13 protein-coding genes are annotated in these 13,020 nt (G+C 37.4%); 9 read left to right on the top strand and 4 right to left on the bottom strand.

What is annotated here, in order from left to right; genetic code table 11:
* Positions 1-6: 6 nt before the first annotated feature.
* Complete coding sequence (locus Q9M50_08195) at positions 7-309, top strand: PilZ domain-containing protein (GenBank protein MDQ7090611.1); 303 nt, start codon at positions 7-9, stop codon at positions 307-309.
* Between the two features lie 293 nt (positions 310-602).
* Here Q9M50_08195 and Q9M50_08190 read toward each other — a convergent pair whose 3' ends face one another.
* The 4 genes from Q9M50_08190 to grxD all read right to left on the bottom strand — a co-directional run bounded on the left by Q9M50_08190 (position 603) and on the right by grxD (position 6,350).
* Positions 603-4,004, bottom strand: coding sequence for an EAL domain-containing protein (locus tag Q9M50_08190; GenBank protein MDQ7090610.1), 3,402 nt, complete (start codon positions 4,002-4,004; stop codon positions 603-605).
* A 232-nt stretch (positions 4,005-4,236) separates the two neighbouring features.
* A complete protein-coding gene (gene lipA / locus Q9M50_08185; protein MDQ7090609.1) occupies positions 4,237-5,193 on the bottom strand; it encodes a lipoyl synthase in 957 nt (318 codons plus the stop codon).
* Entirely contained in the window at positions 5,190-5,798 is a 609-nt protein-coding gene (lipB, locus tag Q9M50_08180) for a lipoyl(octanoyl) transferase LipB (GenBank protein MDQ7090608.1), read from the bottom strand. The genes lipA and lipB overlap by 4 nt, the downstream gene beginning before the upstream one ends.
* A gap of 231 nt (positions 5,799-6,029) precedes the next feature.
* Complete coding sequence (gene grxD, locus Q9M50_08175; protein ID MDQ7090607.1) at positions 6,030-6,350, bottom strand: Grx4 family monothiol glutaredoxin; 321 nt, start codon at positions 6,348-6,350, stop codon at positions 6,030-6,032.
* A 175-nt stretch (positions 6,351-6,525) separates the two neighbouring features.
* Between grxD and Q9M50_08170 the strand changes: the two genes are divergently transcribed.
* The 8 genes from Q9M50_08170 to Q9M50_08135 all read left to right on the top strand — a co-directional run bounded on the left by Q9M50_08170 (position 6,526) and on the right by Q9M50_08135 (position 12,950).
* Positions 6,526-7,698 carry an aspartate aminotransferase family protein gene (locus Q9M50_08170; GenBank protein MDQ7090606.1) on the top strand — a complete coding sequence of 391 codons (1,173 nt, stop codon included), beginning with the start codon at positions 6,526-6,528 and terminating at the stop codon, positions 7,696-7,698.
* Between the two features lie 2 nt (positions 7,699-7,700).
* The gene (gene argF / locus Q9M50_08165; GenBank protein MDQ7090605.1) at positions 7,701-8,603 is read left to right on the top strand and encodes an ornithine carbamoyltransferase; all 903 of its coding nucleotides are present in this window, start codon (positions 7,701-7,703) and stop codon (positions 8,601-8,603) included.
* 77 nt (positions 8,604-8,680) lie between these two features.
* Positions 8,681-9,307, top strand: a complete 627-nt coding sequence (locus Q9M50_08160) for a TIGR04211 family SH3 domain-containing protein (protein ID MDQ7090604.1) — start codon at positions 8,681-8,683, stop codon at positions 9,305-9,307.
* A gap of 384 nt (positions 9,308-9,691) precedes the next feature.
* On the top strand, positions 9,692-11,389 hold the full coding sequence (gene ilvD, locus Q9M50_08155) for a dihydroxy-acid dehydratase (GenBank protein MDQ7090603.1): 1,698 nt from the start codon (positions 9,692-9,694) through the stop codon (positions 11,387-11,389).
* A 59-nt stretch (positions 11,390-11,448) separates the two neighbouring features.
* Positions 11,449-11,730: a DUF29 domain-containing protein gene (locus Q9M50_08150; protein MDQ7090602.1), complete on the top strand. Its 282-nt coding sequence runs from the start codon at positions 11,449-11,451 to the stop codon at positions 11,728-11,730.
* The gene (locus Q9M50_08145; protein ID MDQ7090601.1) at positions 11,708-11,917 is read left to right on the top strand and encodes a DUF29 family protein; all 210 of its coding nucleotides are present in this window, start codon (positions 11,708-11,710) and stop codon (positions 11,915-11,917) included. The genes Q9M50_08150 and Q9M50_08145 overlap by 23 nt, the downstream gene beginning before the upstream one ends.
* Before the next feature lie 59 nt (positions 11,918-11,976).
* Positions 11,977-12,726 (top strand): hypothetical protein, encoded by a 750-nt coding sequence (locus tag Q9M50_08140; protein MDQ7090600.1) that lies wholly within the window; start codon positions 11,977-11,979, stop codon positions 12,724-12,726.
* A gap of 23 nt (positions 12,727-12,749) precedes the next feature.
* Positions 12,750-12,950: a DUF433 domain-containing protein gene (locus Q9M50_08135; GenBank protein MDQ7090599.1), complete on the top strand. Its 201-nt coding sequence runs from the start codon at positions 12,750-12,752 to the stop codon at positions 12,948-12,950.
* Positions 12,951-13,020 lie beyond the last annotated feature (70 nt).

Raw genomic sequence — 13,020 nt, 5'->3', positions numbered from 1 at the left:
TTTTAAATGACAGATTTTAGAGAAAAACGTGAATTTTTTAGAATGCAAGTCGATTGTGAAATTCAATATAAACACGCTGATGGCAGTAAAGAAAGTTATACCGGTCGCTGTACAACACTCAGTGGAGCGGGGGTTTCTTTTATTGGCTCACAGGCATTAAATATTAATGATACCTTAAATGTTATCATTAATCCTCAACAAACCTTAACACCTCCGATAACCGCTAAAGCCGTTGTTATGCGAGTTGTGAGTTTAGAAAATGATCAATATGAAATAGGGGCTACCCTAGAAATATTGAGCGATAACTAATCTGTCTATTAAAATTTATGCTTGTAATATCCAAAGACGTATTTTTTCTACGGTTCTGCCTAATGAATCTTACAGGTCAATACGGTCATTCACATAGTCATCGTGTTAAAACCTCCGTTTCAATAACCTAGAAACAACGCCATAAAAAAGGAGGGTTTGCAACGTTTCAGATGTGAAGTCCTGTGTTGAATTTTATATAAATACGCATTTTATGACGGTAGGTGAACACCCAACGGCTGAGGTGTTAAGGTTAATCAGGTTGTTTTATGGAAAACGGCCCGTGAAAATGCCTGCTATTGTGATGAAGAATCAAAAGGGTTAATTTTATTCGCTAATAGCTGACTAAATTCAAAGCACGGTAGGGGTTTACTAAAATAATAACCTTGATAATGGTAACATTTATTTTTTTGTAAAAATTGTATTTGTTCCTGATTTTCAACCCCTTCCGCAATAATATTTAATCCTAAATGAATCCCCATCATGAGCATCGCTTCCACAATTAAAGCAACGTTATTATCAGTACAAACATCTCGAATAAAGCTTTGATCAATTTTAAGCTGATCTATGGGTAAGTTCTTTAAATCGGCTAACGAGGAATGGCCTATACCAAAATCATCAATAGAAATATGAATGCCTAAGTCTTGTAAAGCGTTTAATTTTTCAAGACTTTCAGTTACATTTTGAGTAATAATTTCTTCAGTAATTTCAAGCATTAAACGATTCGGCGACAAGCTGTATTTGCTTAGTTTTTGTTTGATTTGTTCTACAAATAACTGTTGATAAAAATGACGGGGGCTTACATTTAATGAGATCGTCGCAAGCCTAGGCCATTTAACCAGTTGTTGACAAATAATTTCTAGCGTCGATTCCGCAATCACTAGGATCAAACCACTTTCTTCACACATCGGCATAAAATCAGGAACAGGTATTATCCCTTTTTCGGGGTGTATCCAGCGTAACAACGCTTCTGCACCTGTAATATGTCCTCGTTCATTATATTGTGCTTGGTAATATAACGTAAATTCAGCGTTGTTTACCGCCTTTCTTAAATCACGTTCTAACTGTAAACGTTGATTAACTTGCTCCGCCATACTGTTATTATAAAAACTAAAGGTATTACGCCCTCTATTTTTAGCCTCATACATGGCGGTATCAGCTTGTTTAAATAAATTGTCTATATTGTTATTATCCTTCCCAAAAAGGGTAATTCCAATACTTGAGGTGACAACATGCTCATATTTTTCGAGTGTATAGGGAATATATAAGGCATCTAAAATACGTTCGGCAATCATTAACGCATAATCCAATACATGTTCACTCGTCAAATTTTTATCATGACTTTTAAGTAAAACTACAAATTCATCGCCACCTAAACGTGCAACCGTATCGTCTTCACGAACGCATTTCTTTAGTCTTTCCGCCACTTGGATTAATAACATATCGCCAATATGATGACCTAACGAGTCATTCAATATTTTAAAATGATCTAAATCCAAAAACATTAAAGCACCATAATTAGAATGATCTTTGACTAATTTTAATTCTGTATTTAAGCGATCATACAATAAACGCCGATTAGGTAATTTAGTTAACGCATCATAAAAAGCAAGCGAGTGAATTTTAGACTCACTGGTTTTTTTCTCAATAGCAAGACTAATAAGCTGAGATAACCGAGTTATTTTGTCTAATATTTCCTGATCAGGGCTTTTAGGCTCATGATAATAAATAGCAAATGTACCTAATATTTGCTGTTTAGATGACATAATAGGTTCAGACCAACAAGCGGATAAGTTTGCTTTTTGGGCCAGTTCAGCAAAGTTTTTCCAATAAGGATGCTGACTAATATTATCAACAATAATACGTTTTTTTAAATACGCAGCCGTCCCACAAGATCCAACTAAATCCCCTATTTTAATTCCATCAATAGCTTGGATATAAAATAAAGGCAATCCCCCCGAGGCTCCGTGAACTAAGTATTCTCCCGACTCATCTACTAATAAAATCGAACATAAAATTTCTGAATTATCCGCCTCTGTAGTTTCTACAACCAAGGCTAATAACGCATCTAACGAAATGGGGCTTACCATCGCGTGTAAAACTTTATTATGCTGATCTCTTGCCTTAATAGCCTTACTTAAATCTAACGTGCGTAACCGTACTAATTCTTCTGTTCTTAATGTTCTTCCCGTTAACATGAGTAAGACAAAGCCTGTTAACCCTGTAAATAAAAATCCCCCCAATGTTAACCACCATTGCCCCCATGATTTTTGCATCAACATAAAGTTTTTTGACGGAGCATAGTTTATTTTCCAGCGTTGATTAGCAACGGATAAAATACTACTTCGGAGCAGAGAAAATGTCTGTAATTTTTTAGAATTTTCATGCGTTAATGAACTATAGATAACCGTGCTACCTGCTAAAATTTCTAACTCTATTTCTAATTTATTATTTTGTGTTTTTAACGCTTTGATCTCATTACTAATTGAAAATGTATTCGCAACAAATCCCCTAAGTTCTAATTTATCCCCCTGTCTCGGTGAAAAAATAGCCGAATAAAATCGTATACCATCCATCATACTTTCAGTTAACACTAACTTTTCAGTCACCACTAACTCTTCTGATTCCGATGCCAGTAATAAAGCCTTTTTAATCCTAGGATTAGAGCCTAAATTAAATCCTAAAACATTTTTTTTACCTTGCATCGGTTCAATATACGCAACAGGATAATATTGACTTCTTTCAGGAGCGATTAAAGCGATATTATTCGCATTTTTTTCATAAATGCACTGGTTAAATAAGACTTCAAATTCTGCTCGCTCTGATTGCTGAACCAAGGGAATCCATTCGATGGAAATTAAAGTTTGATATTGCTTTAAAATGACTGTACTAAAGCCTTTAAATTCCTCTTGACTAATAAATAATGAATTTTGAAAAAAACCCTTTAAAATTAAATTAACCGTTTGATAGGACTTTAATCTATTAAATAATGCATCATCTAATAAGTGACTTTCATGACTAAAAACCTCTTTGATACGAATGGCTTCTTGCTGTTTACTATAATTAAAAATAGTCACTGAAAGTATCAATAACAGAACCAAAGGGTAACCTACATAATTACATCGTTTTTTCCATAATTTACGGGGCTTAGCAAAAAAAATAAATAACAAAGGCATCATAATTAGGATACCAATCGCCTCGCTACTCCATTCTGTCAACCAATACGATAATAATTTCGCCGAGGTTATATCACTCTGTCGATAAAATAATTCAATTGATAAAAAAATAGGCGATAACGATGAGCCAAGGATGGATCCTAAAAATAAAAATTTAAGAATTTTTAAATCTTCAATAAGAGGATCATTTTTACCGACAAAACGTTGTATTAAATAGGTTGCAAATATCGCTTGTAAGCAAACACCTAACGTCACAAAAAGGCTGATTAATAGCGCGTCAAACGCTAGGTGTAAAGATGGGAAAAAAAAAGGAACGAGTTGGGTAACGAAAGCCCCTAAAAAAATTCCAGGTAAAACACGATAACCATAGAGTAATACGAGTGCTAATGCAATCCCTGCTGGTGGCCAAATAGGACTTACATCATTCGGTAAGAGTACAAGCAAATGCCCGACATATCGCCCTAAAATATAAGCGAATAAAGCAATAAAATTTAGAATAAATAACTGTTTTTTTTTAAACATATTAAACGTATCTAAGTAAAATAAAACATCTGCTTATGAGACCATAAAAGATACCATTAATTAAATTAATTGCCCAAAATATAAGGGGAGTATCACAAAATATAACCGACTAATTACTTAAATTCGCGTAGTCACATCACACGACTCAAAAAATTTATTAGAGAATAATAGCCCGCTTTTAATAATGACCGACTTAACTGAGCGTGTTTATATCAATAATGAAACACGGAGTTTAAATTAAAGCACTCGCCTGTAAATCTGCATGATAAGATGATCGCACTAAAGGCGCGCTTGCCACCTGCTTAAATCCTAATTCAGTTGCAATTTGGGCATAGCGATCAAATTGTTCAGGGGTGATATAAGCTTTAACCGCTAAATGCGCCTTACTCGGTTGTAAATACTGCCCTAGCGTTAACATCGAACACCCGTGAGCGACTAAATCCGTCATAACTTGAATAACTTCGTCACGATGCTCACCGAGTCCCAGCATTAATCCCGATTTAGTCGGGACATCAGGATGCTGCTGCTTATGGTGTTCTAATAAGTCTAATGATACCTGATAATCTGCCCCTGGACGGGCTTCTGGATAAAGTCTAGGAACGGTCTCCAGATTATGGTTAAACACATCACAACTGGATTTTTGTAAGCTATCCAATGCTTTCATCATTCGTCCACGAAAATCAGGTACTAAAATTTCAATTTTCGTATTGGGACTCACGCGACGAATTTCATCAATACAGGCCGCAAAATGTCCTGCGCCTGCATCGCGTAAATCATCTCGATTAACCGAGGTAATAACCACATAAGCTAACTTCATTTGTGCAATTGTTTTTGCTAATAAAATAGGCTCTTGGGGATCCAATGCCAACGGTTTTCCATGCGCGACATCACAAAAGGGACAACGGCGGGTACATAAGTCCCCCATAATCATGAACGTAGCGGTTCCTTGATTAAAGCATTCGCCCAAGTTGGGACATGCCGCTTCTTCACAAACCGTATGTAAGCCATTATGCCTTAAGACCTGTTGTAACTCAGAAACTTTTTTATTGCCCCCTAATTTTATTCGTATCCAATCAGGCTTTCGTAATAACGTATCCGTGGGTTGAACTTTAATCGGAATACGTGCTAATTTTTCACTGTTACGTTGATGGGTGGTCGGGGTTAAACGAGAAGGGGCTTTTAAACTCATGAGGTTATCGCCGTCAGCAGAGCATGAAGAACAGGAATCGCTAATTCATTTGTATGAATAGTAACGCCTAAATTTTGAAGTTTGGTTACCTCTAAGTTTTTAAAACCACAGGTATTAATTGCATCGAAAGGGGCTAGGTCAAGGGTGTTATTAAGACTTAAACCATGATAACTTTTCCCTTTTTTGATTCGCAGGCCAACAGATCCTATTTTTTTAGTATCAATATAAACCCCAGGCGCCTCACTTTTTGCTGTCGCCTTTAACCCATAATATGAAAGGCTTTCAATCATGACCTGTTCCAATAACGTGACTAATTGACGAACATCCCATTGTAAGCGTTCAATATCAAGTAATGTATAAACAATTAGTTGCCCAGGTGCATGATAAGTAATCTGCCCGCCTCGATCTGACTTAACCACGGGAATAGTTGTTTCACGCAGTAAATGCTCTGTTTTTGCATTAACCCCAAAAGTATAAACGGGGGGGTGTTCAACCACCCATAGCTCATCTACCGTGTCGGGTTTTCGTGCTTGGGTAAATTGCACCATAGCCTGCCAAACCGTTTGATAGTCTTGTAAGCCTTGATTACGAATAATAGGTTGCATAAAAATGACGCATAAATAGAGAAAGGATGCAGGTTTAACAATAATAGTGGATACTGTACCCTACCCTGCCCCGTTTAAATTTATTGAACTATATTTGACGGCGTTATTTAATTTCAATTCTTAAAGGAAATGATAAAAATAGTCGCCCACTTAAAACGTGAATTCGAAGAGAATAGAGTGAACAAATTTATTTTCACTCTATTTTATCCGATAAAGCCCGTCCTATGCGATCTAATTAGCCGCCTTGTTTGCCGTTGTTATCATAGGCTCTAATTCGCCTTTACCATGAAGCTCGGTAATAATATCGCAACCGCCAATCAATTCAGCATTAATATAAAGTTGAGGAAAGGTTGGCCAATTTGAATACGTTTTTAAGGCTTCTCTTAATTCAGGGTCTTCTAAAATATTCACATAGGTAAATTTTGCCTGACACGCTTGTAATACCTGCGCGACTTGTCCCGAAAATCCACACTGAGGAAAATCAGGCGTCCCTTTTATATAAACAACAACGGGATTTGAGAGTTGATCTTTAATTTTTTCAATAACGTCCATCATTTTTACTCTTAAGATAATTATAAAACCCAGTAATACTATCAAGAATAGGACGATAAAAAAAGCCTTATTTAAAAACAAAGGCTTGCTAGAAATGTTATAGAAAATTATAATTAAGGGTTTTTTAAATGGGTAGCTAATGGCTGCCTTTTTTGTTTTAGTACAGGATGATGTCATGCGTAGCCATATTATGCCAACCTATGGGCGTTTGCCCGTTACTTTTAGTCAAGGCGAGGGGGCTTGGTTATGGGATGAAAAGGGGAAACGCTATTTAGATGCCTTATCAGGCATCGCTGTCTGTAATTTAGGCCATGCCCACCCCGCGGTTCATGACGCTATTTGTAAACAGAGTAAAGCCTTAATTCATACCTCGAACCTCTACGGTATCGCAGCTCAAGAACAACTGGCTCAACAATTATGTGAAAAAAGCGGGATGGATAACGTTTTTTTTAGTAATTCAGGCGCGGAAGCCAATGAAGCCGCCATTAAAATTGCGAAAGCTTACGGCTATCAGCAAGGCATTAAAAAACCGATCATCCTTACTATGGAAAAAAGTTTTCATGGTCGAACCATGACGACCTTAAGTGCAACTGGAAACCCCAAGGTACATCAAGGCTTCGCCCCCTTGGTCGAGGGCTTTATTCATCTACCCTTTGATAATATTCCCGCCCTAAAAGCTGCGATTGCAGCCCATAAAGATTGCGTTACCATTTTAGTGGAACCCATACAAGGCGAAGGCGGGGTAAATATTCCTGCCCCTGACTACCTCAATCAAATTCGCACGCTTTGTGATCAAAACCAACTCTTAATGATGGTTGATGAAATTCAAACAGGTATTGGACGAACAGGGAAATTTTTAGCCTATCAACACAGCCCTATTCTCCCTGATGTATGTACCCTTGCAAAAGCCTTGGGCAATGGGGTTCCTATTGGCGCGTGTTTAGCACGTGGAAAAGCAGCCACCTTATTAACCGCTGGAATGCACGGCTCTACATTTGGAGGGAATCCTTTAGCGTGTAGCGCGGCACTGGCTGTTTTAAAAACCTTAGACGATGATAATTTAATCCCCACCGCCCAACTAAAAGGGGAAAAAATTGTCGCCTTATTAACTCAAAAATTACACGCCAATAAAAAAGTTACTCATATTCGTCACCAAGGATTAATGATAGGACTTGATTTAACCCTACCGTGTACAGATTTAGTCAATCAAGCACTAGAAGAAGGTTTATTAATTAATGTAACCAATGAAAAAACGATCCGTTTGTTACCGCCCTTAATCATTAATGACGCACAAATAGAACTGTTAGTGGACATACTATCCGCCCTAATTCAAAAATATACTCAGTAGCAATGACTCAACCAAGACATTTTATTAGCCTAAACGACCTTAGCAGCGATGAATTCAGAGCTTTAATTGCCCGAGCAATCGTCTTAAAAAACAATCGCGATCCTGATTTTCAACCCTTAAAAGGTAAGGTATTGGCGATGATTTTTGAAAAATCATCCACTCGCACGCGCGTTTCTTTTGAAGCGGGGATGGCACAACTCGGCGGCAGTGCTTTATTTTTATCCCCCAGAGATACCCAACTCGGACGAGGTGAACCGCTCACAGATAGTGCTAAAGTTATTTCAAGTATGGTCGATTGTATTATGATTCGCACCTTTGAACACTCAACCGTGACCATCTTTGCCAAGCACTCAAAAGTCCCTATTATTAATGCCCTGACTAATTTATTACACCCCTGTCAGTTACTGGCTGATATGCAAACTTATTTTGAGTTACGCGGCGATATTGCAGGAAAAACAGTCTGCTGGATCGGTGATGGTAATAATATGTGCCATTCTTATATCAATGCGGCCATGTCACTTGGGTTTAAACTTAACATAGCCACCCCTAAAGACTACCAACCCTTAGATTCAATGTTAGCGGGAACGGATAAGCGAGTACAATTATGTGACTCTGCCGAACAAGCGGCAATGAATGCTGATTTAGTCGTCACTGACGTTTGGGCAAGTATGGGGCAAGAACAAGAACAAAAGAAGCGCGAACAAGCGTTTAAAAATTATCAAGTTAACCAGAATATCATGGCTAAGGCTAATAAAGATGCGTTGTTCATGCACTGCTTACCTGCGCACCGAGGCGAAGAAGTAACCACGGAAATTATGGATGGAAATCAAAGCGTCGTTTTTATTGCGGCTGAAAATAGGCTTCATGCGCAAAAAGCACTATTAGAATTTTTAATATGTTGCTAAATTCGATAAAATCGTTTCCTCAATTTATAACAGAGACACTCGTGAAAAAAATAACGTTACTATTTTTGTTACTTAGTATGACTGGTTGGGTTCATGCCAAAACTCTTTATGTCACGGATAATGTCAAAATTAACCTAAGAGCAGGTGACAGTAATAAGAGTAAAATTATTGCAACACTTCCGAGTGGAACCGCCTTAACTTACATTTCTAAGCAACCCGGTTCAAATTTTGCCAAAGTACGGATGCCTAATGGGCGTTATGCTTTTGTCTTAAATAGCCAGACAACCACAGAACCTACGAATAAATTAGCCCTTGTTACCATCACGACAGAGCGGGATAAGCTTAGTCAGGAAAACGATGAATTAGAAGCCGAACTTTTAATGCTTCGTGGTGACTCTACTGCCGCAGAAACCTCTAAAAATTCATTAACCGTCGAACGTGAAAAATTAACTCGAGAGCTTGAAGATTTAAAATACACCTCCTCTCATGCGATTAAAATTAAAACGCAACGCGATAGTTTACAAGAACAAGTGGTTCAAACTCAAAAAGAACTTGAAGAATTCAAATTAGAAAATCAAACGTTAAAAGCAAATATAAAGTTGGAGTGGTTTCTATGGGGAGGCTGCGCCATTTTTTTTAGCATCCTATTAGGCGCTATTTTACCTAAATTAGGCTGGCGTAAACGCTCACATAATTGGGATTAATGGCTCTCCAGCTTAAATAGTCCCTTTCACCTAAGTTTTCTGATGTTATACCGTGTTTTCACACACGGTATAACCTATGACCCCTTTAAATCGCTTATCTTAGCGATCTTTAAATAAAAATTAGGCATCTTTCATTTAGCTTAAAAGTTGTTTACACTTTATTCTTAAAAAATAGTGTGGAGTAAAATAGCTTTAGCTATTTTCGTAACTCGCCAACAGCTAAAGCTATTGGACTCCGATTTAAACTGTAAATCGAAAAATGAAGGATGCCAAAAATTACGTTTTAACTCATTTAAAGTTTTAAACAAACCAACCCTGAAATACCTTTATATTGAAAGGTTGACTCTATATTTTTAACACTCAACGCCCAAGGAAATACAATCAATGGCTAATTCAACGGATAAACAAACACGACAATTTTCATCACAAGTCGTTGATGGTATGGAACGCGCACCCAGCCGAGCCATGTTATATGCGGTTGGTTTTGAAGAAGACGATTTTAAAAAACCCCAAATAGGCATTGCTTCCACATGGAGCATGGTCACCCCGTGTAACATGCACATCAACAAACTTGCCGATGATGCCGCTAAAGGCGTTAATGACGCATTAGGGAAAGCAGTCATTTTTAATACCATAACCATTTCTGATGGTATTTCAATGGGAACAGAAGGCATGAAATATTCCCTCGTTTCCCGTGAAGTCATCGCGGATTCGATTGAAACCGTCGTGGGTTGCCAAGGTTTTGATGGGGTCGTTGCTATTGGTGGCTGTGATAAAAATATGCCAGGCTGTTTAATTGCATTATCGCGCTTAAACCGTCCCAGTGTTTTTGTCTACGGCGGGACAATTTTACCAGGATGTCATAAAGATAAAAAACTAGATGTTGTCTCCGTTTTTGAAGCCGTTGGGGCCAGAGCTAATAATAAAATAGATGATATAGAACTTCATGCGATAGAAACCAAAGCCATACCCGGTGCAGGTTCTTGTGGCGGTATGTATACGGCAAACACGATGGCATCTGCCATTGAAGCCCTAGGGATGAGCTTACCGAACAGTTCTGCCCAAGCAGCTATTTCAGAAGACAAACGTTTAGATTGTGAACGCGCAGGTGCCGCCGTTTTAGAACTCTTGAAAAAAGATATTAAACCGCGTGACATCATGAGTAAAAAAGCCTTTGAAAATGCAATCACCATTGTTATTGCTTTAGGCGGCTCAACGAATGCAGTCTTACATTTATTAGCGATGGCCAATGCCACGGATGTTGATTTAAGCTTAGATGATTTTACCCGTATTGGTGCAAAGGTTCCGATGGTGGCCGATTTAAAACCGAGTGGTCGCTATCAAATGGCCGAATTAATTGAAATTGGGGGCATTCAACCCTTAATGAAAGAATTATTAGATCAAGGTTTATTACACGGCGATTGCTTAACCGTCACAGGAAAAACACTCGCTGAAAATTTAGCCGATGTCAAACCGTATCCTGCTGACCAAGATATGATTCGTCCTTTAAATAACCCGATTAAAAAAGACAGTCATTTGACCATTTTATATGGCAATCTAGCCACTGAAGGCAGTGTCGCTAAAATCACAGGGAAAGAAGGTTTAGTCTTTAAAGGTACTGCAAAAGTCTATGAAGCCGAAGAACAGGCATTAAAAAGTATTTTAGACGGTGAAATTGTTAAAGGCGATGTCATCGTCATTCGCTATGAAGGCCCTCAAGGCGGCCCTGGAATGCGCGAAATGTTATCACCAACTGCCGCTGTCATGGGTAAAGGTTTAGGCAATGATGTCGCTTTAATTACTGATGGGCGTTTTTCAGGGGGAACTCATGGCTTTGTTGTGGGTCATATTACCCCAGAAGCCTATGTTGGGGGCGCACTTGCTATTATTGAAAATGGCGATAAAATTACCATTGATGCCGAGACGAAACAATTAACTTTGCATGTAGATGATGCTGAAATTTCCCGCCGTAAAGTATTGTGGCAACAACCTAGCCCTCGTTATACACGCGGTGTTTTGGCTAAATACGCTAAATTAGTCAGTTCAGCTTCTAAAGGGGCTGTAACCGATAATTTAGATTAGATTTTTTGGGTAAGGTGAGTATTTATCATCTTCTCCCTTATTATAAATCAGGTAAGAAAATGAGTCATTTAAGCACACTTTATGAAACAGATTTTTGCTCATGGGCTTCAAAAAATGCCATGCTTCTTAAAGAAAAAAAATTCACTGAACTTGATGTCGAGCATGTAATTGAGGAAATTGAAAGCATGGGTGCAAGTGAAAAAAGAGCCTTAGAAAGTCGTTTTATTGAATTGATGCAACACCTTCTAAAATGGCAGTTTCAACCTAAACGACGCGGTAGTAGTTGGGAAATTTCGATTAATAAACAACGTATTGGTATTGAAAAAAGTATTACAAGATAATCCTAGTTTAAAATACAATTTAGAAGCGCGAATTTTAAAATGCTATGGCTATTCTCGCCGTTATACGGCTGTTGAAACCCAATTACCTTTAAAAAAATTTCCAGAGTCTTGTCCTTATTCATTGGAACAACTGGCTGATTTTGGTTTTATGGGGAATATTAAAAAAGAGAGACGGGGCGAGGTTTAACCGTTCGTCCTGAGCTTGTCCCGTCTTAAGTCAGTAGCCAAAAAAGATAACTAATACTTATGAAAACTGACGTTGAATTAAATTTATTAAAAGAAATAGATGCGTTAAAAAGGAAACTTTCTGTTTTAAAAGAAAGTGATAGCCCCTCAATCCCAACCTATCAATACAGTAAAATTCGAGAAAGTGATTTAAAAACCCTGTTTGATATTGAAAAAAAATTATCTACAAATAAGTTCGACGCTTGGTTTAATAATAAAATAAACTTAAACTCCGTGACCATTGATTTCTTACAAAATCTAATTGAACAAAACAGAGGCTTAATTGATGATTATAATGAAGAAGACCTAAAAATATACCTAATCAGCCCCTTACTCAATCGAATTAACTTTATTTTAAAAGACAAAGAGATACGCGGGTTTTATGAATTACCCATGCGTTATAGTACCGAAAAATTTATCTTAAATGGCACGGTTGATTTTGTTATTTCAAAAGGCTTATTTCAAAGTAAAAAACCCTATTTTTTTATTCAAGAATTTAAACGTAGTGAAGAGTATGGCAACCCAAGACCTCAACTTTTAGCCGAACTTATTAGTGCGATTGAATTAAATCATTGGAACTATATCAAAGGGGCTTATGTCATTGGTGGTAATTGGCATTTTGTTATTTTAGAAAAATTAAAAACGGCAAAATATCACTATTTTATTTCAGAGAACTTTGATGCCACGAAAATAGATGACTTAATATTAATTTATAAAAATTTAGTTTTTATTAAGAATGAAATTATCAATGAAAGAGGATCAAGTACATGAAATTTAATGATTACATTATAATTATGCCTGATATTCGCAGTGGAAATCCTTGTATCAAAGAAACTCGAATAACGGTCTATGATATTCTTCGGTATTTTGCAGGTGGAATGACCGAACAAGAAGTTTTAGATGATTTTCCAAGCCTAACTCACAAAGATATTCGAATGGTTTTTGCCTTTTCTGCTGCCAGAGAACACCGTTTATTTGGCTCTTTAGCCGCATAAAATTACTGTTTGATGAAAACATTAGACGTTCCTTTTAGTCCCTATCCATTATCCGCACGAGACTTCTTTT

It is taken from the genome of Methylococcales bacterium, assembly GCA_030949405.1.
Classification (GTDB): Bacteria; Pseudomonadota; Gammaproteobacteria; order Methylococcales; family Methylomonadaceae; genus WTBX01.
The sequence above is the reverse complement of the archived record's forward strand: the minus strand, read 5'-3'. Positions and strand labels throughout refer to the sequence as shown.